The sequence below is a fragment of the Hymenobacter chitinivorans DSM 11115 genome (genome assembly GCF_002797555.1).
Classification (GTDB): Bacteria; Bacteroidota; Bacteroidia; order Cytophagales; family Hymenobacteraceae; genus Hymenobacter; species Hymenobacter chitinivorans.
Genome location: NZ_PGFA01000006.1, coordinates 105,603 through 131,326 on the forward strand (window position 1 = coordinate 105,603; position 25,724 = coordinate 131,326).

A 25,724-nucleotide genomic window follows, 5' to 3' on the forward strand; every position below is an offset into this window, starting at 1 on the left:
TGGTTTAGTGGTGGGGCGCAGGCTTGATAGCCTGGTAGTTACCGCTGAGGTGCAGCAAGCTGAATAAGTACAGCAGGCCGTCGTAATACGGGTCGAAGTAGCTGTCTTCGTAGGGCGCCAGCTTGGCGTTCCAGAGTGCATGCACGAAGTCCAGCTTTTGCTTGTCCTGACTGGCCAGGGAGGCCGCGGCTGAGGTGGCTACCAGGCCCAGCGAATGCCGCAGCTTCTTGACTTCGCCGGCCTGCAGAATGAAATCGGGCCGTGAGCCATCCACGTTGAACTGGTCTTCGAAGGTGTTGAGGCCCTTGCTGCGCAGAAACCCTTGGAAACGCTGGGCATACTGCTCCTGCCACGCTTTATCCTTGCCAAACCACACGTAGTCCATGGCAATGTTCATGGGCACCCGCCAGGAGTCGTAGCGGAAGGCCGGCGGCGCCCATTTGGTCGCGTGGGGCTTGCCGCTGAACTCGGTGTAGTCGTAGTTGAGGCCGGTTACGGGGTTGCAGGCGCGGTGCAGAAACGCCCGCGACGTATCGGCGCAGGCCCGGTAAAACGGCTCGTGTCCATCCTTGGCGTACTCGGCCCACACTTCCAGAAAAGCCGGTACATGGTACGAGGGGTCGGTCCAGGTATACATATCCCCGACCGGCACAAAGGATATTTGCTTGTGCTGGGTGTTAATCAGGTTATACACGTCGCCGGTGCCATCCTTTTTCCACATGGCATCCAGAATGTTGCGCGCCTCCTGGTAGTAGTTGATGCCGGTCGTATTGCCCCAGCGGTTGGAGGCAAACAACAGACTGGTCACGAAGTACAGCTCGCCATCGGAGGCCGGTCCTTCGGAGTTGCGCTTCATGGTGACCGGGTTGATGCTCCAGGCGAAATAGCCCTGCAAGGGACCTTCCTGGTGCTGCAGGTACTTCTTCGACCAGCGCCAGATGCGGTCAAACACCTCCTTCTTGTTCAGCTGCACCGCCACCATCAAGCCGTACGAAACCCCTTCGGTCCGCACGTCGTGGTTCTTCAAATCCGACACGTAGGCCATCGAGTCGCCCACCTCGAAGTACACCCGATTGGGCCCCTCGAACACGTCGTGGTAGGCCTGCTTCACCTTCTGGTCGATATCGGCCTGGCTGTAACCCGCTGCTCGGAGCAGGTTGGGGTACTGCCCCGTGTAAAACGCTCCTTTCCGGGTTGCCTTCGCCGGTTTGGGCAGGCGCTGCGCCGTGCTATTGCCTAGGCTTATGCACAGCACACCCAGCAGCAGACAGATGCTTTTGCCAAGTTGAAGAAATTTGAGATATAGATTCATCGACTAATCCTCTTGCTGTAAGTACCTAATTCTGTGAGTGACTGGCGGCGCAGGTTCAGAAAACAAGCCGCCGGTATTCTAAGGCTGTACTACAAAGCCGCCCCGCGCCGGCAGCGTCACGCTGATAGTGGAGCCGGCCACGGCCTGGGTGCTGAAGCTGCGGTTGGTAGCACCATCGGTGATGAGGGTGCCCTTTTGCAGGCCGAGCTGGCTGAGGTCGAGCTGGATGGTTTTGGGGGCGTCGGTGCCGTTGATGCCGGCCACGTACCACGCCCCGTCGGGTGCCTGGCGGGCCAGTACCGCATACTGACCGGGGTAGCCCGCCAGAAACTTGACATCGGCCCAGCGCGGCGGCAGCTTTTGCACAAACTCCCGCACGTAGGCCGGCTGGGCGGCCATGCCCTCGGGCACCTCCGCGTAGTGCTGAATACCCGACTGAAACAGCACCGACAAAGCCAGCTCAAAGGCATTGGAGGTGCGGCGCTGCTTGCCCCTGATTTCGGAAAACGCCATGGGCGTGAAGTCCATGGGCCCCACCGCGTTGCGGGTGAAGGGCAGCACGGCGCAGTGCGTGGCCTCCTGGTCGGTGTTGGCCTGGTCGAAGGTCAGGAACTCGAAGCCGCGCACGGCTTCCATCGTCATCAGGTTGGGGTAGGTGCGGTTCCAGCCCCGTGGGATGGTGGCGCCGTGGAAGTTCACCAGCAGTCCGGCCTGGGCGGCATCGGTGAGCAAGTCTTGGTAGTAGTTCATAAACGACTGCCCATCCCCACCGAAAAAGTCGATTTTTACCCCCGCTACCCCCATTTGCTTGATGCGGGCAAATTCCTGGCGGCGGCTTTCGGCCCCAAACAGCACCTTGGTGGGAGTTTGCGGAGCCTCGTTCCAACGGCCATTGGAGTTGTACCACACCAACAGGCCCACGTTTTTGCTGCGGGCATACTGGGTCAGCTCCTGCATTTTGTCGTAGCCGATTTGCTTGTCCCAGAGCGCATCGACCAGGCAATAGCCCCAGCCCATGCTCGCCGAATAATCGATGAAGCGGCGCTGCACGTCGTAGGTGGTCTTATCGTCGCCGAGCAACACCCACGACCACGACGACTTACCCGGTGCCGCCGGCAAAGCAGCCGATTGGGCAGGCGCACTCACGTCGGTGGTCAGCGTCGACTCCACGATGGGCCGCAGCGAGTTGCCCACCACCAGCACGCGCCAGGGCGTGCGCCACGGCAGCCGGCTTTCGGGCAGCAGCGCGGCCTCGGGCGTAGTGCGCTCCGGGGCCTGCGGAAAGGCGATGCTGTATTCGGCATCGGGTGCGGCGTGGCCCAGGTGGGTGCCGCTGTAGGTACGCCCCATGCCGGCCTCCGTGAGCAGTATCCAGTGTCCGCTCACCTCAAACAGCGCCGGAAACGACCACCCCTGCCCTAGTGTAGAGGGCGTGCCGGCCGCAATACTCCGCTGGTAATACTCTTCATACGAGGGCTGGGTATTGGCAAAACCGGTCTGGGCTTTGGCGTGCGGGTGCAGCCAGCCTTTCGCACTAGTCGGCAAGTGGAAAGTGGTGGCTTCGGCTGTAATGCGCTGCACTTCCTGGCTGTTGCCTTCTACTAAATACTGAAATGCTACCCCATCGTCGGATACCTGAAACACCACGCTCAGCTGCGGCTCGCTGGCCTGACCCTGGAAATGCACTACGCGGCGGTTGGCCCGGTAGCGGCAGTTGGCGCGCTTATCGGTGGCGAGCTGGTAGTCGTCGGTTACGGCAGTTTGCTCGTCGGCCTTCGTCAGCTTGAGGCCCCGCGTCAGGTCGGCGCTGGCGAGTTGCAGCCCCAGTCGCGAGGGGCGCAGCAGCTCGGCCTGCCGGTAGCGCACGGCGTAGGTTGGCTGGCCCTGCGGGGTTACGTCTACGGTCACCTGCACCGCCCCATCGGGACTGGTAATGCGGATGGGCTGGGCGGCCTGAGCCGCGGCGAGTGGTAGCACGAGCAGGCAAATGAGTGGGTAGTAGCGCATAGATGCAGGATGGAAGCGTAGCTAGCGGGCCGCGGATTACTTCTTGTACATGGGGTCGTAGCCCTCGTACTTCAGCCACTTGAAGGAGGCCGTGTTGGTGGTCGGCTGTCCGGCCGAGGTACCGTATAGGCCGTACAGGCAGCCGATAAAGCCCCCCGCTACCTGCGTGCTTAGAAAGCGCGCGTCCACCTTGTCTTTCAGCACCGTATAGTTCTTGCCATCCTCCGAAAAGCGGAAGCTATAGGTGTCGCCGTCGGCATTGATGCGCAGCTGCACCTTGCCGGCCGCCGCCTTTAGGGGCGCTTTGGCCAGCAGCTCTGGGTTCTTCGCATCGGCGGTGCTTTTGAATAGCTGCACCACGGGCTTACCATTCTCTACCGATTTGCAGAGGTAGTAGAAGTGCTTCTCGTCTTGAAAAGCCACTAGGCCTGCCGTTTCATTCGCCGCTTTAGCCGCAAAGGTCAGCTCGGTTTCGGCGCTGCCAACCATGTGCTGCTGCCGCTTGCCGATGAAGGCCGGGTTGCCGAACTCCGCGCACGTTTCGGGCTTGAGCTTCAGCGTGAGGCCTTTCGCCTTACTCAGGGAGAAATTGGTGCTATCTACCGTCCGCAGGAATAGCAGCGCCGGATCCAGCTGCTTCTCGAAGGTGAGCGTGTAGCTAAAGTTGCCGCTCTGGGGCCGGGCGCCGGGCTGCTTTACCTCCGGAAAGTTGACTTTATAGCGGTATTGCACGCCGTTCGGCCCCGGGTCCATGACCGGCCACTCGTCTTTCCACACCACGGGCACAATGAAGGTCTCGCGCCCGGTATTGTAGAAATTCCCCTCGTAGGGCCGCACGGCCAGGAAAATGGCGTAGGTCTTGCCATCGGGTCCTTCCACAAACTGGGCGTGCCCGGCCGAGGTGATAGGGTCTTTGCGGTCTTGGGGCAGTTCGCGCTGCGAGAGAATGGGGTTTTTCTCATAGGGCACAAACGGCCCCAGGGCTGCCTTGCTGCGGAACACCACTTCCGTGTGGTTTACCGACGTGCCGCCTTCGGCCGCGTAGAGGTAGTACCAGTCGCCCCGCTTCATCAGGTGCGGCCCCTCAATCCAGACCGGCTTTTTGCTCAGGTCAACGCCCCCGTTTACCACAATTTTGGCCTCGCCCACGGTTTGCAGCGTTTGCGGGTTCAGCTCGATTATCTTAATGGAGCGGTGCCCGTCGTAGAGCGGCTTGTTGTCGGGCGGGTCGCTGTTGTAAATTACGTAGGCCTTGTCACCCTCAAAATACAGCGAGGGGTCGATGCCTTTCACTTCGGGTAGAAAAACAGGATTGCTCCAGGGCCCGGCGGGATTTTTGGCTGTCACCACAAAGTTGCCCTTGTGGTCAATCAGGGTGCAGGTGACGTAGAACGTGCCGTTGTGGTAGTCAATGGCCGGGGCAAACAGCCCCCGGGTCATCCGGTCGCCCAGGAAGTTCATCTGCGAAGGCCGGCTGATGACGTTGCCCACCTGCTTCCAGTTCTTGAGGTCCCGGCTGTGCATCACGGGGATGCCGGGGAAGTAGGAGAAGGTAGAATTTACCAGGTAGTAGTCCGGTCCCACCTTCACAATGCTGGGGTCCGGATAAAAGCCGGTTAGAATAGGATTAACCAAGTCAATCGATTGTGCAAACAGGCCAACGGTTTGCAGCAGTAAGAGGGCCCAGACGGCCAAAAGTTTTTTCATACTCTTGATTTTCACGCGTACACTTGCCGGACGAAGGTACAGTTTGAGAATTGCAGCGAAAAGCTACTATATTCTAGGCTTATTTCTCTTGTCAGTATCTAGGTCAATGTCGCCGCAGTTGCTGGCGAAACTCGAGTATAGTACTCGAAGGGGGAAGGCGCCTGCTTTGGATTGCTCACTTACAACAACACCGGCTCGCTACTTTAAAGAAAGCAGCGAGCCGGTGTTACCGAAGCACTTATGATCTAGTAGCCAGGATTTTGCGCCAGCTTCCAGGTTTGGGCATCATTGAGGGAAATAGGCAGTAGAGGCGTAGGGTTTACGGACGGCTCAGTGGCAACGTGCGACAGGGCGCGCGCCCGGACCTCAGCCGGCAGAATACCCATGTAGCGGCCCGTCCGAATCAAATCCCACAGCCGCAGCGACTCTTCCCCGAATTCCACCCGGCGCTCGTGCCAGATGGCGTTCAGCAGGGCTTGGCCCGATAAGCCAGCGGCCAGGTCGGGGAGCGTACCGGCCGGGGTATTGGCCGGTTCGTAGGCCAACGAGCCCAGCGTAGTGCCCGGCGGCCGGGTCGAGTTGCGGGCCCGCTGCCGCACCTGGTTTACCAGCGCTACGGCTTCGGCGGGTTTGCTAAGCTGGGCGGCGGCTTCGGCTTTCATCAGCAGGATGTCGGCGTAGCGCAGCTTGCGGATGTTTTGCGGGCCCGACTCCGGAGCGTTGGGCGCAATGATGGCCGCCTTGCGGTTGAAATAGCCCGTAGCGTTCTGGGTCAGGTCAACGGGGTTGAGAATGCCCAGCACGATGTCGTTGTTCTTGATAATCGTGACTTCGCGGCGTGGGTCGTTGGGCTCAAACTCATCGACCAGGTTCTGCGTGGGGTTATTAAAGCCGTAGCCAAACGTCTTGCGGTTGTTCTGAAAAATATTGCTGGTCGTGCCCACCGAAATGGGTCCGTAGCCGTCGTTGGAGGTGGCAAACTGAATTTCGAACAGCGACTCGCTGCTGTTCTCGCCAATGTCCTGGTGAATGGCCGCGTAGTTGGGCAGCAGGCTATACTGGCCGGAGCTGATGACGGTACTCGTCAGGTCGTACACTTCCTGCCAGGTGTGGTTGTTACCATTCACGGTGCCCAGCTGGTACAGAATGACGCGGGCCAGGTAGCCGGTGGCCGCGCCCTTGGTGGCCCGGCCGTTGTCGGCGGCGGCGTAGGCGCTTTTCTCGGGCAGCAGGGCCGCGGCGGCTTTCAAATCTTTTTCGATGAAGGCGTAGGTCTGGGCAATGGTGGCGCGGGTTGCATTGGGCGCCTCGGCGGGCGTCACGGTTTTTTCAAACAGCGGCACCCCTCCGAAACCTTTCACCAGGTTGAAGTAGAAATACGCCCGCAGAAACAGCGCTTCACCCTTCAGGCGTGCTTTCAGGGCCGCGTCGATAGTCCCCGCGTCGATGTTGTTAATCACCGTATTGGCCCGGGCAATACCCGTGAAGCTGTGTACCCACAGCGTGGTCACGGGCGGGTTGGACGGCGGAATGTTCCAGGTTTTGAGCTCAATCAAAGACAGGAAGTCGCTGGGCGAGCTGCCCCCTTTTTCGGCATCATCGGTCATCAGGTCCCCGAACATCCATTCGTAGGTCTGGGCCACGTACTGGCCGGTGGGGTCGCCCCACTTGGGGCCCTGGTCCCAGGCGGCCACGTCGTACACGGCGTTGATGGCCTGCACGGCATTGGTCGGGTCCCGGAAAAGGTTATCCTGGGTCGTGGTGCCCAGGGGCTCCTTGTCCAGGAAGTCCTGGCAGCCCGGAGCTATTGCAGTGGTTATGAGCAGGCCGAGCAAGACGGCGGCGCGGGTGGGTTTCATAGAAGGGAGGTAGGACATAGTTGATTAGAACTGCAGGTTGAAGCCCAGGCGGTAAGTGCGCGCCTGCGGGTAGTTGCCGTAGTCCACGCCGTAGGCCAAGGGGTTGTTGTAGAATGCCGCAGTCGATATCTCGGGGTCGTAGCCCGTGTACTTGGTGAGGGTAAACACGTTATCAACCGAGACGAACACCCGGGCTCCGGTCACTTGCACCTTGCCCAATAAAGACTGGGGCAGCGTGTAGCCCAGCTCCATGTTGCGGGCGCGCAGGTAGCTGGCATCCTCCACGTAGCGGCTGCTCATGCGGTCATTGCCATTGGTGTCGGTCGAGGTTACGCGGGGCTGATTGCTGTTGGGGTTGCTGGGCGTCCAGCGGTCCATGCGGCTGGCGTAGAAGTTGCTCCACACGCCCACAAAGTCGGCCGACTTGTTTAGGTTGAAGGCCGCGCCGTTCAGGGCTTCGGCACCCTGTACCCCGTAGAGCAACACCTTAAAATCGAAGCCCGAGTAGTTCAGGCCCAGCGAGCCGCCGTAGGTAAAGTCGGGGGTCGCGCTGCCCAGGTATGTGTAGTCGGCGGCCGTAATCACGCCGTCCCCGTTAACATCCTGGTACCGTACGTCGCCGGGTAGGGCCCCGGGCTGTACCAGCGCCCCGTCTTTGTTTTTATACGCGTCAATCTCGCCCTGATTGTGAAACACGCCCTCGGCCTGCAAGCCGTAGAAGAAGGCTATTTCGCGGCCCACATCGGTGAGGGTGGTGTTGTTGATTTGGGTAAGCACGTTGCCGCTGGCAATGGGGTTGGCACCGCCCAGGCTGGTTACCACGTTGTTGATTTTTGTGAAGTTAACCCCCACGTTGTACTGAAGCTTGCCGACCTCATTACGGTAGTTCAGGGCCAGTTCCAGGCCGCGGTTGCGCAGGGCGCCCACGTTGGCAGGCGCAGGGGCCTGGCCCACGAAGTCAGGCAACGGCAGCAGGGCAATCATGTCCTTGGTGCGGCGCTCAAAGTAGTCGGCCGTAAGCGTCAAGCGGCTGTCGAACAGCTCGGCATCTAAGCCTACGTCGGTGGTAATGGCCGTTTCCCACTTCAGGTCTGGGTTGTTAATCTGGCTGATGGCCAGGCCGGGGGCGGCCACTCCGTTGAAGGAGTAGGTCTGGTTGTTGCTGGCCACCGAGGCATAGCCGTAGTTGGGGGCCGCGTTCTGGTTGCCCACCTGGCCGTAGCTGGCCCGCAGTTTCAGCACCGACAGATACGTGAGGCCCTTGAGAAACTCCTCATTGGAGATGTTCCAGGCGGCGCCCACCGACGGAAAATACCCCTTGCGCACGGGCCCCAGGAACTTCGAGGTCTGGTCCAGGCGCAGCGTACCGGTCACGAGGTACCGGTCCCGGAAATTGTAGTTGGCACGGCCAAAGTACGAGGACAAGCTCCCGTCGTACTGCGAGCTGCGCACCACGTTGCCGGTGCTGCGTGAGGCCGACGCGTACTGCAGTGAGGCATCGGCCGGCACGTTGAAGGCCGTGATGGAAATGCCGGTACCATAGCCACGTTGTGCCTCCTGGCCCAGCGTAGCCGAGAAGGAGCTGTTGTCGCCGAAGGTCTTCGTGTAGTTAGCGTAGTTCGACCACACCCACGAGACGTTCTCGTTGCGCGTCTCAATCAGCGCGCTCTGGGCCCGCTGGTCTACCGGGCCAATGTAGTACTGCGGCTGGTATACTTTGGGGTGGTTGTTGAAGTAATTGATGCCGAACGTAGAGCGGAACGACAGGCCTTTGAACAGCTCCACATCGAGGTAGCTGCTGCTGAACAGGTTGTTGTTCTGCAGCTTGTTGTACTGCTGCTCGTCGAGGTAGCGCGGCACGTTCAACGCATTGCGCGTGATGACGTCCTCGTTGTAGGTCCCATTGGCGCCGAACGGGTTGAGGACGGGGTTGGTTTGCAGCGCGTACTGCAGCACCAGATAAGGCTGCGAGCCCCCCTGGCCGTCGCCGCTGCCTATCTGCTTGTTGTTGGTAAACGTGGCCGCTACGCCCGCCTTGATGCGCTTGGTGAGTACGATGTCGTCATTAACCCGAATCACGAACTTCTTGAAGCCCGAATTTCTGATGATGCCGTCTTGCTGAAAGTAGCTGCCGCTCACCAGGTAGCGGTTTTGCTCGGTACCGCCCGAGGCCGACAGGCTGTAGTTGGTAATCAGGCCCTTCTGCGTTACCAGGTCTTGGTAATCAGTACCCTCGGCGTTGGTGGCAATGGCATTCTGCAGCTGCGGGGCATAGTCGGGCAGCGACTTCCCGGCGTTGGTGAAGGCTTCCAGCACGAGCGTCGCGTACTGGGCGGCAGTGGTAAGGGGTAGCGTGCGCCGAATCTGCTGAAAGCCGGTGTAGCCCGACAGGTTGAACTGCGTGGCGCCGGCCTTGCCGTGTTTGGTGGTGATGAGTACTACGCCGTTGGCCCCGCGCGAGCCGTAGATAGCCGTGGCCGACGCATCCTTCAGGATTTCAGTCGACTCGATGTCGGCGGGCAACAAAAAGCCGATGTCGCTGGTCTGGATGCCGTCTACCACGTACAGCGGGTCACTATTGTTGATGGTGCCCACGCCCCGCACCCGAATGCGGGTACCCGAGCCGGGCTGCCCGCTGTTGGAAGTCACTTCCACCCCGGCGGCGCGGCCCTGCAAGGATTGTACGGGGTCGGAGGTGGCTACCTGCGTCAGTTGGGCCCCGCTCACAGAGGCCACCGCGCCGGTCAGGTCACTTTTGCGCGCCGTACCGTAACCAATGACGACCACTTCGCTCAGGGCCTGCGCGTCTTCGGCAAGTGTTACGCGCAGGGTGGTGGTGGCCCCGGTCACGGGCACTTCCTGGCGGGCGTAACCCACAAAGCTGAATACGAGCACGCTGTTCTCGGGGGCTTGCAGCGTAAAGCTGCCGTCCGGGCCGGTGCCGGTGCCGGTAGCAGTACCTTTCACAACCACCGTTACGCCCGGTATACCGTCTCCTTTGGCATCTACTACCCGCCCGGAAATGCTAACATCCGGCCTACCGGAATCGTTTGCGGAAATAGACTGGGCCGACGCACGCAAAACCACGCGCTTGTTGGCCACTTCATATTGAATTTTAAGCGGCGCCAGCACTTCATCCAGCACGGCCAGCAAAGGCACGTCCTGGGCATTGATGGTCACTTTGCGGTCGGCGCCCACTAGCTGCTGGCTGTAGACAAAGCGGATATTGGCCTGCCGGGCAATCTGACTAAGGGTTTCCTTTATCGTTTGTGCCTCTACCTGCAGGGTAATCTTTTGCTCGAGCACTCCTTGCACTACTACCAGGCGGGATGCTGCGGTGCCCTCAGCAACGGGATGTGCGCTTGCCGCTGCTGCCGGTAAGCATACCATTGCCGTTTGCAGCAGAATTGTGCTTACCGCTGATCGGGCGGGCGGTGGAAACTGTACAGTTGTTTTCATGGAGTAGGATGTTGTGGGAATTTGAAAAGACGGGCGGGAAGGGTTATATCTTCGCAATCGATTGAGTAAGTATGGCTCGGGGTTTAAATATTTATCTAATAGCCTGGTGCTAGAACTCGCAGGTGTAGCTTCTGACCGAGCCTAACCGCCTAGCTGGCTCTGGCAGCCTTCACTGTGAATGATGATGTTCGCGTCGGCAAGCGTGTAGTAGGCGCCCAACGACTTGCACAACAAGCCGAGCTTTTCAAACAAAGGCTCGTCGTAGAAGGTGATGCTGACCGTGCAGCTGGCCAGCTTGGCCTTGTCATATACAATGTCAACGCCGTAGGCTTTTTCCAGCGCCCCCAGCACTTCGGCCACGGGCCGCGCCTCAAATTCGAAGGACTGGGGCGCCAGCACTACCGGCCGGTCTACCAGCTCCTTCTTCAGGCGGCGCCGGGCCGCCGAGTACACCACCTGCTGGTTGGGCAGCAGCAGCACCCCCTGGGCCGCCGGGTGCGCGGGCGAGGCATCTAGCTGCGCGCCTGCGCGGGCTTGGACGGCCACCTTACCTTCCAGCACTGCCACCGAAGCATCCTGGCCGGCCGTGTAGGCTTTCACGCGGAAGCTGGTACCAAGCACGGTCGTAACCACTTGGTTGGTGAATACCAGAAAAGGACGCTGAGGATTTTTGCTGACCTGAAAAAAGGCCTCGCCCTCGAGGTACACTTCCCGGCGGGCGCCCGCCAGGGCCGTGTGGTAGCGTAAGCGACTGCCCGGGTGCAAGCTGATGCGGCTACTATCGGGCAGCCGGAAGTATTGCACCTGCCGGGTCTGGTTGGTTTGCTGCAGCCACCCGTTGGCAGAAGCCACCGGGGTAAGATGGGCGGGCACCGGCAACCGGTTGATAGTTAGCATCAACAAGCCAATGCTAACCGCAAGCAGGACCAGGGCCGCAGCCCAGCGCACCGGGGACGATTGCCACATCGGCACCACCCGAGGCTCGGGCTTGACCAAGCGCCGGTTTTGCCTCAGCCGCGCCCAGATGGTCTGTTCCACCTCGGCCTGGTTTTGGGCAAGCAGGGCCGGTCCTTCCACTTGCTCCAGCTGGTCGTACCAGTGCTCAACCAACGCCTGTTCCTCGGGCGTACACTGACCGATGAGGTAGCGTTGTAGGAGCTTGTGAAATTCGGGTTCCGTCACGGGGCGAAGGGTTTGGCGGGTGGCTGACTAGGAAGTCACCCAAGTCGCCGATTACCCTCACCCCAACCACATTTATTTTCACTCGTGCAGCACTCCTTAGCTGTTTATTCTGCTAAGTGCCTTTCCTGCAATTGTTTATTTATTTTATAAAAAACAAAAAAGGCCATAGCAACGGAAGAAAATTGCGCAAGTAGTGTCGCATTAGCTTGAGCGACTTGCGCAGGTGATACTCCACCGTTTTCTCTGACAAGTTTACGCGCGCCGAGATTTCAGGGATGGTGTACTGCTCCAACCGGCTCAAGCGAAAGACCTCCTGGGTTTTTTCGGACAGGTGCTGCATGCCCGCGGCCAGCGCCTCGTTCAGGTCATTGAGCGCCACGGCGGCTTCCGTGCCCGTGTCGGCGTCAGATAGGTTGAGGCGACAGAAAAGCTCGTAGCTCGTGCGGACCTTTTTCGATTTAATGTAATTGATGATGCGGTAGCGAATGGCCGAAAATAAGTAGTGGCTCAGTTGCTGAATGTGAGCGTCGCTGCGTTTGCTCCACAGATTTTCGAACAAATCCTGCACCAGCTCCTCGGCAACCTCCCGGTTTTTCAACTTCCCGTAGGCAACGTTGAAAAGTTGATAACTGTACCGTTTATATAGCTCCTCGAAAGCTGTTTCATCGCCCGCTTGCATTGCCTCAAGCAAGACAGCATCCGGCCGGGAAGCATCATTTGGCAGAGCAGCAGACTTCACGTAAATTAAAATTTAGCAGACACTACAAGTGCTAGCGAATATACAATTGAATGCCAATTAATTCCACTGGCTAGCCCTTCCTTTCACTCGGCACCCGTTGGGGTTGTGCAAGTGTAAGTGGTAATGCTCCGCTACAATAAAATGTTTTATTTATTGCTGCTTCACGTGCCTTGGTTCAAGATTTCTGGGAGGCCATCAACACCACAAAAAAAGCGTTCCGGCCATAAGCCAGAACGCTTTTGAAGATTTGGGTAAGGGCAAGCCGCGCGGGACAGGGCTTTTTTGCTTACACACGGTTAGCCGGGACTTAGCTTTCGGTGGCTTTCACCTTCACCTTGCCTTTTTTGGCTTTCACTTTATCACCCGGCACGCCGTTCTGGCCGAAGCCCCGGCCGCGGCCCATTTGGTCTTTCTGGAGCTGACTGAACTTGGCGTACTGGTCGGCCGTCAGGACTTCCTTGAACTGAGCGTCGTATTTCTCGCGGTTGGCCTTCATCTGGGCCCCTAGCTGGGCCCGGTCGGCGCCTTCGGGCTTGCCCTGGCCGCGCAGGGCCTGCATTTCCTGCTCGCGGGTCAGCAGAATCTGCTTGATGCGGCTACTTTGGTCGGCGGTGAGGCCCAGCTCTTTGGTGAGCTGCTCGCTGCGGCGGGTGGCGCGCTCATCGGGCGAAACCTGGCGGTGCTCCCGGCCCTGGGCGGGCGGCGTAGCGGATGGCGTTTGGGCCGCGGCGCTACCAATGGTTAAGGCAAAAGCGGCTACGAAAGGAAACAGGGGAAATTTCATCGGAGAAGAGAATTAAAAGGAATTACGAGTATTTGATTGGGTTTGGGGCCCCGGGTTTAAATGGCGGCGCTTAGCGGCGGCGCTTAGTGGCGGCCATCGTAGCGGTTGTCGTTGCGGTGCTGGGCTTCCCAGCGGGCCCGCTCAGCGGCCGTCACGCGGTGGTTGCGGTCGTAGCCGTAGTTGAAGTCCCGATCGTTACGGTCGTTGCGGCGGCGCTCCTCGTCGAGGCGGCGCTGGGCTTCCAGGCGGCGCTGATCCTCCAGGCGCTCCCGCTCCAGACGGGCCCGTTCGGCCGAGGTCAGCTTGTTGTCGTTACGGTGGGCGGCTTCCCAGCGGGCCCGCTCGGCGGCCGTCACGCGGTGGTTGCGGTCGTAGCCGTAGTTGAAGTCCCGGTCGTTACGGTCGTTGCGGCGGTCGTCGTCGCGGCGGTCGTTTTTCCAGTCGGAGCCGGGGGCGGGAGCGGCGGCGAAAGAGTTGGTAGAAGCCAGCAGGGCAAAAGCGGCGGCCAGGGAAAGCAGGGAAGTTTTCATGGGAAGAAGGAAAGTAGCAGTGGAAGGGAAAGGCTACCGCGCCTGGTCAGGTGGAGGGCAAGCCGGTGAAAAGTTGGTTTCAAGCGCTTGATTCCCTCTTTGCAAGCCTGGTGCCACCTCCGGGCTCCGGGCCCGGCCGCCGCCCTTTCATCGGCAGAAGCCCCGCTTCCATCGGCCGCCGCCCCGATTCAGCCGACCGAAACCGGCCCGGGAACGGCAGTTTTGCGCCTTGCCCGCCCCTTTTTCGCCCCGCGAAGCCCCGCCGTGGCAGCCGGCGCCACCCTATTAAAGCCGCACAGCGCCCTTTTTACCCTCGACTGGCTTTTTCCCTGACGGCGCAGTGGGCTTTCCTGGTCGCCAGCTGTTTGGGCGGCGGGCAATGGCTTCCCGCCGCGGCGGGAGCCTATCGGCACCGGTGCCGGGCCTATTTCACTAAGCTTGGAAGTATCCGGCACCGGTGCCGGGCATATGCAGCCGAGGCGAGAAGTCGTCGGCACCGGTGCCAAGTGTGTGAAGTTGAAGTGAGAAGCATCTGGCACCGGTGCCGAGTGTGTACAGTTGAAGTAGAACTAACCTGGCACCGGTGCCGAGCTATTGGTGAGGGTCTGTTAATGCATTTGCACCAGTGTTGCTACTCAATAGCAAGCCCAGGAAGTTATTACCACCGGTGGCAATGACTTCCTGGGCTTGTTATAGGCATTTGCTACCGGTGGCAGCAGGCTGCCGAGCAGGCTGGATTAGTTAGAGCGTGACGCGGGTGTAGTACATGCGCAGGCGCAGTGGGTGGGCGGTCTTGCGGGCACTGCCCAGCACCGTACGCTCGGGGGAGGCGGCAGTTTCGGAACCCAACAGGATGCCCTGGTTTAGCAACGTGCCGCGCAATACGCCTTGCACGTAGGCCGTCAGGCCCAGGGAGTAGCGGCCCTGGTCGAGGCCGGTGCGCTCCGACACGCCCCGCTGGTAGGTCAGCGGGGCCAGGGTTCCGTCGCTGGCCAGGAAGTAGGCGCCGTTGCGGTTGGCGCGGTCGGTGAGGCGGGCGTAGAGCGTGGCGGGCGGGGGCCAGAACTGGTTTTCGGCGCTGCTCACCGTCTCAATCTGGAGCTGGGCCGAGTTGATGACGATGGTGCCGCCCAATTCCCTGAGCTGGGCCAGGTAGGGAAACTCCAGCTTGGTTTTGAGCCCCAGCCCGGCCTGGATAAAGGTTTCTTCCCCGGTGGCGGTGCTGCCCAGGGCTTGCCGGATGCCGGTGAGCGAGGCCAGTGGGGTGCCGGTGCGGTCGGCCTGGAGCTGGAAGAAGTGGGTAAAGTCGCCGGCCAGGCTGATAGGATAACTCAGGGCTTCGGTGGGTGCGGCCGGGTCGTGGTAGTAGAGGAGCAGTGAGCAGGCGGCCGCGCGGAAGCGCACCAGGGCCGCGTCGTCGGCGGTGGCGGGCGTGAGCACCAGGCCCGGCAGGCGACTTTGCAGCTCACCCAGGGTAGTCAGCTGGTTGTTCTGGCCGGCCTGCCACAGCTCCTGGCCCAGGCTGTTATCGAGGCGCACCCGCACCGTACCCAAACCGGCCCGGGCCCGGAAGCTGCGGTGGCCCAGCACGGCCGGGGCATAAGTCAGAGCGTCGTTGGCGAAGTAGGTTTTATTGACCTGAAAGCCCTGCGTCAGCCGGTGCACTTCCAGCTGCTGGGTGCGGGTGGTGTCGCCGTAGCGGTAGGTATCGGTCGTGAGCACCAGCACCAGGGAGTCGTAGCGCAGGCCGGGGTCGGGGGTGAAGGCTGCCGTGAGGCCCGCCTGCAGGTAGCTGCGGCCGGTGATGGTACCCAGGCGCGGGTCGTGGTAGCGGCCCAGCAGCAGGTAGCTGGTCGTGGCCGAGGGCACCGAGTCGGTAAGCACCGTGCTGGCCCGCACCGTAAGCGTATCGGTGTAGGCCGCGGCCAGGGCCACCGACTTGGGCGCGGGCAACTCCTCGCCCAGGTCGTCGGGGTCGGTGCAGGCGCCCAGGACCAGCAGCAGCGCGGGCAGGGCGCGGGGCAGCAGCGGCCAGAGAGCGGCGAAATACAGGCGCAGCTTACTCATTGGCCGCGTCGGGGGCCAGTTCCCAGGTATCGTCGAGGCGGGTGCTGCCCGAGTTGCCCAGGCTCACGTAGCCCCGGTCGCCGAGGGCAAAGCCCACCGGGTAGGTGCGGCTGGCGCCGGCAAAGGCCGTTTTCACCGTCCAGGTATCAGCCGTGGGGTTGTATTCCCAGCAGTCGGTCTTGTTGCCGCTGTTGGCGCCCAGGGCCACGTAGCCTTTCTCCCCGACGACGAAGCTGGCCGCGTTCTGCCGGGGCAGGGCGCTGTAGTCGTAGTCCAGGTCGTCGTTGCTGTCGTCGTGGTACACGAGGTCCTTGTGCTGGGTCCAGAGCTCGGTGGCCGGGTCATACGACCAGATATCGGTCTGGAAGATGCCGTTGTCGGCGCCCAGCAGCAGGTAGCCGGTGCTGCCGATGGTCATGGCCGTGGCGCCCATGCGCTTGTTGCCACCGAAGCTGGGTTTCTGGGTCCAGGAGTCGGTAGCGGGGTCGTACTGCCAGAAGTCCTTCTTGGAATTGCCGTCGTAGCCCGTGCCCACGTAGCCCTTGCCGCCGATGGTCATGGCCGCGGCGTTGTAGCGGGCCGAGCCGCCAAAGTCAGCCTTGCGGGTCCACTGGTCGAGGCTGGGGTCGTACTGCCAGAAGTCCTTGAGCCGGTTCACTCCGTCGTAGCCGGTGCCCACGTAGCCTTTGCCATCGGCGGCGAAGGCCACGGCCAGGTAGCGGCCCACGCCGGGGAAGCTGGCCCGCTGCCGCCAGGTATTGGTGGTGCGGTTGTACTCCCAGAAGTCGGTAAACTTATCGATGCCGTCGGTGCCCAGGCCCACGTAGGCTTTGTCGCCGATGGTAAAGCTAACGGCCGAGTTGCGGGCCAGGCCTTCAAACTGGGAGCGACTGGTCCAGACGCCCAGCACCGGCGCCGTGGCATCGTCGTCTTTGGAGCAGGAGCTCAGAAGGCCCAGAGCCAGGGCAAACAGCAGGGTCAGCGGGAGTAATTTTTTCATAAAGCGAACAGCAAACAGTTAGTTGGTTTACAGCAGGAGGAGCATCGAGAAGGCCGTAGCGTTGCAGCGCCCCGGCCTTCCTTCCGCTTTTTTCACTCACTGGGGCAAACCTAGGCCCGGCTCCGGCGGCCGTCCACCGCACTCGGCCACCGCCCCAAGTTCCTAGACCAACCACCCGATTCCGTCGGCTGGCTTCCGGGTTTCCGACCAGTTTTACACCTCTTTTTTGCGCCCATTCGGCCACAAAAAAGCCCGGCCACCACGCGGGCAGCCGGGTTGTCAGGCCAGAAAAAAGGCCACGCTAGACCTTAGGTCCAGCGGCTCATAAACTGCAGAAAGGCTTCCTTGTACTGGTCACTGACGGCCAGCGTGGCCGAGCCAATCTGCACGGTATTGCGGCGCACGGCCTCGATCTTGTCGAGGGCCACGATAAAGGAGCGGTGAATGCGCAAAAACCGGCGGGCGGGCAACTTTTCCTCCATGCTCTTGAGACTCATCAAGGACAGTAGCGGCCGGGGGGCGCTGCGCAAATGCACTTTCACGTAGTCCTTGAGGCCCTCCACGTAGAGAATATCGTCGAGGGCCACGCGCACCAGCTCATACTCCACTTTGAGAAAAATAAAGTCGTCCTCGGGCGCCGCGGAAGGTGCGGGCGCCGCGGGGGCCGGGGCCTGGTGGAGTTCGGCGTAGGCCCGGGCCTTGGTAGCGGCCCGCAGAAACTCCTCGTAGCTGAAGGGCTTGACCAGGTAGTCCAGGGCATCCACGCGGTAGCCATCGAGGGCGTACTGGTTGAAGGCGGTGGTGAAAATGATGCGCGGCCCGGAGCCGGCCGGGCCGCGGTCCAGCACCCGGGCCAGCTCCAGGCCGGTCAGCTCGGGCATCTGAATATCGAGGAAGAGCAGGTCCAGGTCGGGGTGCTCGTGCAGGCTGCGCAGGGCTTCCACCCCGCTCGAATACTTGCCCACCAGCTGCAGAAAGGGCGTTTGCTCGATGAAGGCAGCCACCATGCCCAGGGCCAGGGGCTCATCATCGACGGCAATACACTTGAGAATCGTCATACGGTGTGCAGGGTTAGGAGGACGCGAAATTCACCGGCCGGCGTGGCTTCGTCCACCCGCAGCACGTAGCGGCCGGGGTAGAGCAGCTCGAGGCGGCGCCGGGTGTTGGCCAGCCCGATGCCGCTGCCTTCGTCGAGGCTGGTGGCCGAGGCCGGAAAAAGCGTGTTACGCACTTCCAGCTCCAGCACGTTGGCCGAAGGCTGGCGCACGGCCACCCGAACCCGGCTGGGCTGGGTGGCGCTGACGCCGTGTTTAAAGGCATTTTCGACGTAGGGCAAGAGCAGCATGGGCGCAATGGGCACGTCGCGCACGGGCTCGGGCCATTCCAGCTCCACCAGCACCCGCTCGGTCAGGCGCAGCTTCATCAGGGCCACGTAGTCCTGCACGAAGGCCAGCTCCTTGGCCAAAGACGTGGTATCGGCAGGGGTTTCGTAGAGCACGTAGCGCATCATGCGCGAGAGGGTGTGAATGGCCTGCCGGGCCGCCGCCGCGTCGACTACCGTCAGGGCGTAGATGTTGTTGAGCGTGTTGAAGAAGAAGTGCGGATTGATCTGGGCCTTGAGGAAGCTCAGCTCGGAGTGAACTTTCTGCTGCTCGAGCTCCTGGCGGCGCTGGGTGTCGGATTGCCACTTCTGCACCGCCGCAATGCTGGTACTGATGCCCAGCACGAGTAAGGTGGTGAGCAGCCCGACTATGTCGAAGCGGCGGGGCCGGGCATGGAACTGCCCGCCCCGGCCCCCCGGCCCGCTGCTGGCCCGAAAGCCGCCGGAGGGCCGCAGGTGCTGGTCCATGAGCGTCTGCAGGTTCAGGCCCGACTCGGCCAGTTGGGACAAGCCCATGACCACGGCCGCCGTGAGCAGCATGACCAGCACAAACCAGCCGGCGTGCCCGCGAAACAGCAGGCGGGGCACACTCACGTAGGCCGTCAGGTAAAACGCGCCAATCCAGAGCCCAAACACCAGGGCTTGCTTGGCCCAGAACTGCCAGGGCAGCTCAAAGCGGCCCAGCAAAGGGTTGAGCAGCACCAGGCTCAGGCCAAACAGGCCCCACATCAGAACGTGAATCAAGGGCGTCAGATAACGCCGGAGGGGAAGTGCAGCCATTCCAGAAGCCCAAGGTAGAAGAGCCCAAACTTACCACAACGCCGGGTCCCGCGGGCGCGCAATGGACTGCCGCTCCCATTACCTCGACTGCCGCGCCACTTTCATCGACCAGCGGCAACCGGCCGGCGTATGTTCCAGCCTAGGCGAGGTGCTTACCGGGGTACTACGATGCGGTTCGGCTACCACGCAGGCTGTCCAGGCTCCAGATGCCGGATCCGTAGGCCGCTATGAACAAAAACACAAAACAGTACACCACCGCCAGTTCGCCCTGGTTAATGATTGGCAGCGGATGCTTGGGAAAGTGGGCCATAAAGTAGGCCACCGCCATCGTGCCGCTGGCCAGGAAAGCCGCCGGCCGGGTAAATAAGCCCAGCATGATAAGCAGGCCACCTACCAGTTCGATGATACCGGCCACGCCCATCAGGGACGCCAGGGGCACCGTCGAACCGTCGCCGGGAAAGCCCAGCAGCTTCTGGCTGCCGTGCATGGCGAAGAGCAGGCCCACCACGATGCGGAGCAGGGCGTAGGCATAGGAAGCGTAGGATGAGTTCATACGAGGCAGGAATAAGGTGAGGTCTTTCCTACGCGGCCCCTCCCCTGCTAGTTAACCCTGCGCCCTAAAACGCCTCGCCGATGCTGAAGTAGAAACCCGTCGAGCCGTCACGCGCCAGGCCGTAGTCGAAGCGGATGTTGAGCCGGTCGCGGCGGTTGTACTTGAAGCGGATGCCCGCGCCGCCGGTGGCCTTGAGCGAGTTGCGGCCCAGGTCGCCCACCGTGTTGCCGACCTGGCCCAGGCTGCCGAAAATGGCCCCGTTGAAGCGCCAGAACAGCGGACGGCGCAGCTCAGCCTGCAGGGCCACCAGCTGCCGGTCGCGGTAACGGCCTTCGTAATAGCCGCGCAGGATTTTGTCGCCGCCCAGGTTGGCCAGCTCCCGAAACGGCACGTGCCCGCTCTGAAACTGCCCCACCAGCTGGGTAGCCAGAATGGTTTTGCTGCTGGGTCCCAGGGCCTGGTAATGGCGGGCATCGAGCAGGTAGCGGCTGAAGCGAAAGTCGCTGCCCAGGGCCCCGCCGTTGAACAACGCCGACAGTTCCAGGTAGTTGCCACGGTAGGCGCTCAGGATATTGTCGCGCCCGTCGTAGAGAAAGGCCGGGCCCACACCGGAGGAAATAGTGCTGGCCCGCAGCTCTTCGCCGGGCCGCTGCAGCAGCAGGCTGGGCCGCTGCTGGGGGGTACCTTCGTCAATGTTTTTGCGCACCCGCACGTCGCGCAGGTTGGTGAGGCGGTACTGCAGGCCGGCAAACACGTTGCGCTTCACCTGCCGCAGCACCCGCTGGTTCACGATGACCAGCTTGTATTCAATCGTCGATTCGTCGTCGCGGCTGGTGCTGGGCCCAAAGCCGTAGTAGTTGATGGGGTATTTGTAAAAGTAGCTCAGCTCGCCATTAACCAGGAATTTCTCACCCGGCGTGAAGACGTTGTGGGTCAATTGCACCAGGCTTTGGTTGTTCTGGGTGCGCCACAAGATCAGGCGGGCGTTGGACTTGCGCACCACCGTATCCTGGCCAAAGCGCCACACCGGCAGCATGGCTACCCCGTAGCCCAGACCGGTTTCGGGCTGGGAAAACACAATCGGGAAGGGCAGAAAGCTGGGCTTGGCCGGCTTGGGCACGGCAGCCACCGGAGCCACCGGTTCGGGCGTGCCCGCCGAAGTCGGCGCGGGCGTTTGCGAATAGGCGCGGGTAGCCAGCAGACTACCCGATAGAAACAAGTAAAAAAGGCGCATGCAGGAGAATAGAGCGGTGGGGCTTATTGACAAATAAGCAATAAATTATCCTATTCTAAACACCCTTTTCACAACTTCGCACAGCCCGGCAACTCAACCTTGCGCGCCGGCAATAACGAAAGCAGCCCCGCCGAGTAGCTCAGCGGGGCTGCCGTAGAATAAAGCCGGTAAAAAGGCCCTAGAAAGCCTCGCCCACGGCGAAGTAAATGCTCGGGGCCGTGTCGGTGCCGCCGGCGTAGTCGAGGCGGATGTTGAGCCGGTCGCGGCGGTTGAACTGGAAGCGCAGTCCCGCCCCGCCGGCCAGCTTAGTGTCGCCGAAGCTGTACTCCCCTACTTTGTCGCCGACCTGGCCCGCGCCGAGGAAAGCGGCCCCATCGAGGCGCCAGAACAGGTGCTGGCGGATTTCGGCCTGGGCCGTCATCATCTGCCGGCCCCGGAACCGGGCTTCGTAGAGGCCCCGCATCAGGCCGGCGTTGTTGTACTGGGAGCCGCCGAGGTTGGCACCCAGGCCACCCAACTCCCGAAACGGCACGCTGCCGGCGTGAAACTGCCCCAGGTACTGCAGGGCCAGAATCGTCTTGTTGGAACCCAGCAGCGGGCGGAAGTAGCGCAAGTCGAGCTGGTAGCGCTGAAACGTATAGTCGCTGCCCAGCTCTTTGCCCGTAAACAGCGCGTGGGCATCAATGTAGATGCCGCGGTAGGTAGCCAGCACATTGTCGCGGCCTTCATAGAGCAGCGAGGGACCCAGGCCCGACACCACCCCGCCCTGCTGCTCCTGCAAGGGCAGGCTGCGAAACAGGCTGGGACGGTTTTCGCTCCTATCCTCGATGACGCGCACCTTGCTGGTGTTGGTCAGGCGGTAGCGCAGGCCGCCGTAGAGGTTGTGAGCCGTAAGGCGCCGCAGGAATTTCTCATCGAAGACAAACAGCTTGTAGCCGATAGTGGATTCGTCGCTCGACTTGGTCGTGTTGCCCAGGCCGTAGTAAAAAAACGACAGGTCGTACTGGCTCAGCTCGCCGGCGAAGTAGAACTTCTCGTTGGGCGTGAAAATGGTGTGGGTGAGCTGAATCGTGCTCTGCTTTTTCTGGGTGTACCAGGCAATCAGGCGGGCATTGGACTTGCGTACGGTGCTGTCTTGGCCGAAGCGCCACACGGGCAGAATGGCTCCGCCGTAGCCGAAACCGGTTTCCTGCTGGTAAAACAGCACCGGTACCGGAATAAAGTTGGGCTTGTCGGCCTTGCTTTTCTCGGCCGGGGCCAGGGCTGCGCCCTGGGCAGGGGCAGCTTCCGGGGCGGCAATATCCGGAATGACAGGAGCAGTTTGGGCGTGGGCGGCGGCGGCCAGCAGCTGCAGGGCCAGCAGCGGGTATAGAAAGCGCATACTAAGGAATTGGGGCAGAAAAGGATACAAGCCAAGCTGAACCTTTACCGTTCAGCTGCTCTAGCTCCCTAACGCAACCTCGTTCCCTACGGTTTTAGTAAAGCCGGACCAGCACCATCGACAGCACCCCAGCCAGCATGATCCACTTGCACCAGGCGCTGAGCTGGGCAAAGTCGCGGCGGCGGTCGGCGCGGGCCAGATAGCGGCCCACCCCGAAGGCTGGCACCAGAACCGTGAGCAGCAGCCAGCTTCCTAGCAGCCAGCGCTGCGCGTGCAGGCTGTACCAGGTGCCGCCCGCCACCAGAATCACCAGGTTCAGCAGAAAAAAGCCGATGGCCCACTTGGTGCGGGCCACGCCCCACACGATGGGCAGCGTGCGGCAGTCGTGCTCGGCGTCGCCGCGCATGTCTTCCACGTCCTTCACGATTTCGCGCACCACGGTCAGCAGAAAAGCAGCCAGGGCGTACACCCACACCGTAGTTTGACCGGTGCGCTGCTGCAGTTCGGGCAAGAGTACCAGGGCGGCCGTGAGCAGGGCAATGCTGAGGTTGCCGACCAGGGCCAGGCGCTTAAACTGGGCCGAATAGCCCCACAGCAGCAGGGCCGAGCCCAGGTTAACGGCCCCCAACGCCGGCGACAACATCCCGGCTATACTCACGCCCAGCCCCGAGAGCAGCACATGCGCCAGCATGGCGTGCCGCCGATTCACGACGCGCCCCACCACCAGCCGGTCGGGCCGGTTGATGACGTCGATTTTCACGTCGTAGTAGTCATTGATGATGTAGCCGGCGGCGGCGATGCTGATGGCGGCCACGGCCAGGAGAATAAAGCGGACCGACAGCAGGGCCGCAACCGGGTCGGTGGGGCGCAGCAGGCAGCTTTGCACCAGGGCCAGGCACAGGGCCATAATGAGCAGGTTAGGGAAGCGGATCAGGCGCAGCAACGAGGGCCAGCCGCTCCCGCCGCCCGCCGCAGCTACCGGCCGGGAAGTAGTAGAACGCGCCATAGGTACACGAAAAATAGCAGGCCCCAAAGATGGCCCAAAAGCGGCGGATAAGGCTACGTAACCATCATCCGTAGCTGGCAAAAAGAAAGCCTCTCCTACGGGAGAGGCTTTCCAAAAAGCAAAAAACCTAAGTAGGCAAAGAGCCTACAGTTTCTTTACGTTAACCGCATTAACACCCTTGCGGCCTTCCTGCGTGTCAAACTCCACGCGGTCATTCTGTTGGATCTGGCCCCCGTTAAGGCCGGTTACATGGACGAAGAAATCTTCCTTCGTGCCATCTTCTGTAATGAAGCCGTAGCCCTTCGACTCATTATAGAATTTTACGGTTCCTGTTTTCATGAAACTAAAAAAAGAAAATGGATGAATGGATGTTTGGGTAAATATAAAGGGAATTTGGAAAACCGCAATTACGCTTTGCCCCGTTTGATTCCCCGCTTTATTTGCCAACCCCTTGGAGCTGAGCCGGGTTAATACCAGGTTTTTTGCGCCTTCATCACCGCTTCCACCAGCTCGCGCACGGCCCCGTGGCCGCCGGGCAGGGCCGCGGTATAGTTGCTGATTTGGTGCACGTCGGCGGCGGCATCGGCGGGGCAGGCGGCAATGGCGCAGCGGCGCATCACCTCGATATCGGGCATATCGTCGCCCATGTAGGCAATGTGGGCCGGGTCGAGGCGGTAGGTGTTAATGTAGGTGTTAAAGATCTTCATCTTGTCGGGCACACCCAGGAAGATGTCGTGCACGTCCAGGGACTCCAGGCGGCGGCGCACTCCTTCTTCTTCCCGCCCCGAGATGATAATGACCCGGTAGCCGCGGGCCAGGGCGTGGCGAATGGCGTAGCCGTCGCGGATGTGAAAAGCCCGGGCCTGTTCCCCCGAGTTCAGGGCCAGCAGCGTGCCGTCGGTCAGCACCCCGTCCACGTCGAATATAAAGGCTTTAATAGCAGATAAATCCGGGCTAGTACCGTTTGCACTCATAGGTAACAGATCAAGAAAATCGAATCGGCGGCCGGGCCGCCGGGCAAGCGCCTAGTTCTGGTTGTCGCGCCACTCGTAGACCCACTTGGCCTGAATCTGCTCGAGGTGGCCTTCGTTGGCCTGCTCGCGGGTGCCGACGAAGTTGGGCAGGCTCAGTACCCACTCCAGCAGGTCGGTGAAGCGGATCCGGTAGATTTTTGCTTCGTCGAAGGAGTCCCCGAACTTCTCGTACAAGGCCATAGCAATGTCCTCGTGGTCGTTCCAGTGAATAGGCAGCTCAAAATGGGCCATGGGTCGAATGTGAAAATGTGAAAAAATGTGGTTGAATGTAAAAATGCTTTCACGTGCCTTGTTGCAGCACATTAAGCACATTTCTCACATTCAACCACATTAGGGTTTAGTGTCCCAGGAATTCCTGGCGGGGGATGAGGATGACTACGTCTTCGTTGCCCTGCATCACGCACTGGCAGCCCAGGCGGGAGTTGATGCGGGGGTTAACGGCGCGGTCAATGAAATCTTCTTCTTTGTCGCTGATTTCGGGCAGGTCATGCTCGCCCTTGAGCACGTACACGTGGCAAGTGGAGCAGCCACAGACGCCGCCGCAGTTGTGCTGCAGCTGAATTCCGTTGTTCAAGGCCACGTCCAGCACTGATTCACCTTCCGCGGCGACGTGCGTCTGGTCGGGCTGACCGTCTTGAAACTGGAAGGTAATATTGACGACTTTCACGGAGTAGAAACTTGAGCAGGGCAGAATTTGGGGCAAAGGTACGCACCCCGGCCCGTAATTAAAGCGGCAGACCGGACGCGTTGTTTGCCCGCCCGCGCCTTTACGTAGCTTGTATACTGGCTGTTAGCTGGTTATAAATCTGCTGCCACTGCGGGTGGCCGAGCAGCAGGGCCCGGTGCCGGTCGAGTGTGGCTGCGTCGTGGCGCACGGCCGGGCCGGTCTGCACCGTAAAGGGCGGCTGGGCCAGGGCCTTCTGCACGGTTTCCCGAATCAGGGGTTCCAGCAGCGTGAAGGGCAGACCCGCCTCCTGCAACAGCGCGTGCCCGATGCCGAGCAGGTGGTTGGTAAAGTTGCAGGCAAAAACGGCCGCCACGTGAATTTGCTGCCGCTGGGGCGTGGCCACCAGCTCTACGACCTGGCTCAGGCTGCGGGCCACCGCGGCCACCAGCGCCTCGTCGGCCGGGGTGGCCGCCTCCACGCAGAAGGGTACGGCGGGCCAATCGATAAGGCGGCCGGGGCTGAAGGTTTGTAACGGGTAGAGGACCCCACCCCGCAGGCCCGCGTACGGCGCAAATACGGCCAGCGGCAAAGCGCCCGCCGTATGCACCACCAGGGCGGCGGCCGGAAAAACGGCTTCGGCCAGCACGGCCGGTACAGCGCCATCGGGCACGCAAAGAATATAGAGCTCGGCGGCGGGCACCGCTTGCAGGTCGAGACTGGTGATGGGGAGGGCGCCGGGAATCTGGGTGGCCACTTGCTGGGCGGAGGCCGGCGTTCGGCTCCAGACGTGGGTTACGGTGTGGCCGGCCCGCCACAGCGCGGGCCCCAGGTGCTGGGCCACGCGGCCGGCCCCGAGTAGCACAATTTGCCGTCCGACAGAAGTATAAGGCATGTAAAAAGCTGAACGAAGCCGAGGAAAAAGGAAGCCGGAAGGTACGCAGCCAGGCAGTTTGTTTTTTGAACACCTGTTTTTTCCGGGATTTTTAGCACCTTGTACATTCGAACCAAGCGGATGTAGTGCTTTTCAGCTACAGCGCCTTTT

22 protein-coding genes are annotated in these 25,724 nt (G+C 61.2%); all 22 read right to left on the bottom strand.

Translation table 11 applies throughout. From position 1 onward, the window contains the following. Positions 1-4: 4 nt before the first annotated feature. The 22 genes from CLV45_RS24555 to CLV45_RS24660 all read right to left on the bottom strand — a co-directional run bounded on the left by CLV45_RS24555 (position 5) and on the right by CLV45_RS24660 (position 25,574). Positions 5-1,312, bottom strand: a complete 1,308-nt coding sequence (locus tag CLV45_RS24555; RefSeq protein ID WP_100339156.1) for a glycosyl hydrolase family 8 — start codon at positions 1,310-1,312, stop codon at positions 5-7. Positions 1,313-1,390: 78 nt separating this feature from the next. Beyond that, the gene (locus CLV45_RS24560) at positions 1,391-3,319 is read right to left on the bottom strand and encodes a glycoside hydrolase family 97 protein (protein ID WP_100339157.1); all 1,929 of its coding nucleotides are present in this window, start codon (positions 3,317-3,319) and stop codon (positions 1,391-1,393) included. A gap of 36 nt (positions 3,320-3,355) precedes the next feature. Beyond that, positions 3,356-5,026 carry a glycoside hydrolase family 43 protein gene (locus CLV45_RS24565; protein ID WP_100339193.1) on the bottom strand — a complete coding sequence of 557 codons (1,671 nt, stop codon included), beginning with the start codon at positions 5,024-5,026 and terminating at the stop codon, positions 3,356-3,358. 245 nt (positions 5,027-5,271) lie between these two features. Then, positions 5,272-6,885 carry a RagB/SusD family nutrient uptake outer membrane protein gene (locus CLV45_RS24570; RefSeq protein ID WP_170061927.1) on the bottom strand — a complete coding sequence of 538 codons (1,614 nt, stop codon included), beginning with the start codon at positions 6,883-6,885 and terminating at the stop codon, positions 5,272-5,274. A 24-nt stretch (positions 6,886-6,909) separates the two neighbouring features. Then, on the bottom strand, positions 6,910-10,191 hold the full coding sequence (locus CLV45_RS24575; RefSeq protein ID WP_157807775.1) for a TonB-dependent receptor: 3,282 nt from the start codon (positions 10,189-10,191) through the stop codon (positions 6,910-6,912). Positions 10,192-10,485: 294 nt separating this feature from the next. Further along, positions 10,486-11,526 (bottom strand): FecR family protein, encoded by a 1,041-nt coding sequence (locus CLV45_RS24580; protein ID WP_100339160.1) that lies wholly within the window; start codon positions 11,524-11,526, stop codon positions 10,486-10,488. Positions 11,527-11,665: 139 nt separating this feature from the next. Then, entirely contained in the window at positions 11,666-12,265 is a 600-nt protein-coding gene (locus CLV45_RS24585) for an RNA polymerase sigma factor (protein WP_157807776.1), read from the bottom strand. 307 nt (positions 12,266-12,572) lie between these two features. Further along, complete coding sequence (locus CLV45_RS24590; protein ID WP_100339162.1) at positions 12,573-13,049, bottom strand: Spy/CpxP family protein refolding chaperone; 477 nt, start codon at positions 13,047-13,049, stop codon at positions 12,573-12,575. A gap of 83 nt (positions 13,050-13,132) precedes the next feature. Then, positions 13,133-13,579, bottom strand: a complete 447-nt coding sequence (locus CLV45_RS24595) for a hypothetical protein (RefSeq protein ID WP_100339163.1) — start codon at positions 13,577-13,579, stop codon at positions 13,133-13,135. Between the two features lie 741 nt (positions 13,580-14,320). Continuing rightward, positions 14,321-15,646 carry a DUF4270 family protein gene (locus tag CLV45_RS24600; RefSeq protein ID WP_100339164.1) on the bottom strand — a complete coding sequence of 442 codons (1,326 nt, stop codon included), beginning with the start codon at positions 15,644-15,646 and terminating at the stop codon, positions 14,321-14,323. Beyond that, positions 15,639-16,646, bottom strand: a complete 1,008-nt coding sequence (locus CLV45_RS24605; protein ID WP_100339165.1) for a Kelch repeat-containing protein — start codon at positions 16,644-16,646, stop codon at positions 15,639-15,641. Before CLV45_RS24605 ends, CLV45_RS24600 begins: the two co-directional genes overlap by 8 nt. A gap of 308 nt (positions 16,647-16,954) precedes the next feature. Continuing rightward, entirely contained in the window at positions 16,955-17,704 is a 750-nt protein-coding gene (locus CLV45_RS24610; RefSeq protein ID WP_100339166.1) for a LytR/AlgR family response regulator transcription factor, read from the bottom strand. Next, entirely contained in the window at positions 17,701-18,807 is a 1,107-nt protein-coding gene (locus CLV45_RS24615; RefSeq protein WP_100339167.1) for a sensor histidine kinase, read from the bottom strand. Before CLV45_RS24615 ends, CLV45_RS24610 begins: the two co-directional genes overlap by 4 nt. Before the next feature lie 163 nt (positions 18,808-18,970). Beyond that, on the bottom strand, positions 18,971-19,360 hold the full coding sequence (locus tag CLV45_RS24620) for a DoxX family protein (RefSeq protein ID WP_100339168.1): 390 nt from the start codon (positions 19,358-19,360) through the stop codon (positions 18,971-18,973). A 64-nt stretch (positions 19,361-19,424) separates the two neighbouring features. Beyond that, positions 19,425-20,594 carry a BamA/TamA family outer membrane protein gene (locus CLV45_RS24625; protein WP_100339169.1) on the bottom strand — a complete coding sequence of 390 codons (1,170 nt, stop codon included), beginning with the start codon at positions 20,592-20,594 and terminating at the stop codon, positions 19,425-19,427. A gap of 178 nt (positions 20,595-20,772) precedes the next feature. Continuing rightward, positions 20,773-21,975 carry a BamA/TamA family outer membrane protein gene (locus CLV45_RS24630; RefSeq protein WP_100339170.1) on the bottom strand — a complete coding sequence of 401 codons (1,203 nt, stop codon included), beginning with the start codon at positions 21,973-21,975 and terminating at the stop codon, positions 20,773-20,775. Between the two features lie 94 nt (positions 21,976-22,069). Then, a complete protein-coding gene (locus tag CLV45_RS24635; RefSeq protein WP_100339171.1) occupies positions 22,070-22,981 on the bottom strand; it encodes a geranylgeranylglycerol-phosphate geranylgeranyltransferase in 912 nt (303 codons plus the stop codon). Between the two features lie 144 nt (positions 22,982-23,125). Beyond that, entirely contained in the window at positions 23,126-23,320 is a 195-nt protein-coding gene (locus CLV45_RS24640) for a cold-shock protein (RefSeq protein ID WP_044511773.1), read from the bottom strand. A 128-nt stretch (positions 23,321-23,448) separates the two neighbouring features. Then, positions 23,449-23,955 carry a KdsC family phosphatase gene (locus CLV45_RS24645; RefSeq protein ID WP_100339172.1) on the bottom strand — a complete coding sequence of 169 codons (507 nt, stop codon included), beginning with the start codon at positions 23,953-23,955 and terminating at the stop codon, positions 23,449-23,451. Between the two features lie 51 nt (positions 23,956-24,006). After that, positions 24,007-24,246, bottom strand: coding sequence for a Fe-S cluster assembly protein IscX (iscX, locus tag CLV45_RS24650; protein WP_100339173.1), 240 nt, complete (start codon positions 24,244-24,246; stop codon positions 24,007-24,009). Positions 24,247-24,352: 106 nt separating this feature from the next. After that, positions 24,353-24,682, bottom strand: coding sequence for a 2Fe-2S iron-sulfur cluster-binding protein (locus CLV45_RS24655; protein ID WP_100339174.1), 330 nt, complete (start codon positions 24,680-24,682; stop codon positions 24,353-24,355). A gap of 100 nt (positions 24,683-24,782) precedes the next feature. Beyond that, entirely contained in the window at positions 24,783-25,574 is a 792-nt protein-coding gene (locus CLV45_RS24660) for a Rossmann-like and DUF2520 domain-containing protein (RefSeq protein WP_100339175.1), read from the bottom strand. Between the last annotated feature and the right edge of the window lie 150 nt (positions 25,575-25,724).

What these genes read in the sequence shown, in the direction of transcription:
- CLV45_RS24555 (WP_100339156.1), bottom strand. Translation starts at nt 1,312, where the DNA reads ATGAATCTATATCTCAAATTTCTTCAACTTGGCAAAAGCATCTGTCTG.
- CLV45_RS24560 (WP_100339157.1), bottom strand. Translation starts at nt 3,319, where the DNA reads ATGCGCTACTACCCACTCATTTGCCTGCTCGTGCTACCACTCGCCGCG.
- CLV45_RS24565 (WP_100339193.1), bottom strand. Translation starts at nt 5,026, where the DNA reads ATGAAAAAACTTTTGGCCGTCTGGGCCCTCTTACTGCTGCAAACCGTT.
- CLV45_RS24570 (WP_170061927.1), bottom strand. Translation starts at nt 6,885, where the DNA reads ATGAAACCCACCCGCGCCGCCGTCTTGCTCGGCCTGCTCATAACCACT.
- CLV45_RS24590 (WP_100339162.1), bottom strand. Translation starts at nt 13,049, where the DNA reads ATGAAATTTCCCCTGTTTCCTTTCGTAGCCGCTTTTGCCTTAACCATT.
- CLV45_RS24595 (WP_100339163.1), bottom strand. Translation starts at nt 13,579, where the DNA reads ATGAAAACTTCCCTGCTTTCCCTGGCCGCCGCTTTTGCCCTGCTGGCT.
- CLV45_RS24600 (WP_100339164.1), bottom strand. Translation starts at nt 15,646, where the DNA reads ATGAGTAAGCTGCGCCTGTATTTCGCCGCTCTCTGGCCGCTGCTGCCC.
- CLV45_RS24605 (WP_100339165.1), bottom strand. Translation starts at nt 16,646, where the DNA reads ATGAAAAAATTACTCCCGCTGACCCTGCTGTTTGCCCTGGCTCTGGGC.
- CLV45_RS24610 (WP_100339166.1), bottom strand. Translation starts at nt 17,704, where the DNA reads ATGACGATTCTCAAGTGTATTGCCGTCGATGATGAGCCCCTGGCCCTG.
- CLV45_RS24615 (WP_100339167.1), bottom strand. Translation starts at nt 18,807, where the DNA reads ATGGCTGCACTTCCCCTCCGGCGTTATCTGACGCCCTTGATTCACGTT.
- CLV45_RS24620 (WP_100339168.1), bottom strand. Translation starts at nt 19,360, where the DNA reads ATGAACTCATCCTACGCTTCCTATGCCTACGCCCTGCTCCGCATCGTG.
- CLV45_RS24625 (WP_100339169.1), bottom strand. Translation starts at nt 20,594, where the DNA reads ATGCGCCTTTTTTACTTGTTTCTATCGGGTAGTCTGCTGGCTACCCGC.
- CLV45_RS24630 (WP_100339170.1), bottom strand. Translation starts at nt 21,975, where the DNA reads ATGCGCTTTCTATACCCGCTGCTGGCCCTGCAGCTGCTGGCCGCCGCC.
- CLV45_RS24635 (WP_100339171.1), bottom strand. Translation starts at nt 22,981, where the DNA reads ATGGCGCGTTCTACTACTTCCCGGCCGGTAGCTGCGGCGGGCGGCGGG.
- CLV45_RS24640 (WP_044511773.1), bottom strand. Translation starts at nt 23,320, where the DNA reads ATGAAAACAGGAACCGTAAAATTCTATAATGAGTCGAAGGGCTACGGC.
- CLV45_RS24645 (WP_100339172.1), bottom strand. Translation starts at nt 23,955, where the DNA reads ATGAGTGCAAACGGTACTAGCCCGGATTTATCTGCTATTAAAGCCTTT.
- iscX (WP_100339173.1), bottom strand. Translation starts at nt 24,246, where the DNA reads ATGGCCCATTTTGAGCTGCCTATTCACTGGAACGACCACGAGGACATT.
- CLV45_RS24660 (WP_100339175.1), bottom strand. Translation starts at nt 25,574, where the DNA reads ATGCCTTATACTTCTGTCGGACGGCAAATTGTGCTACTCGGGGCCGGC.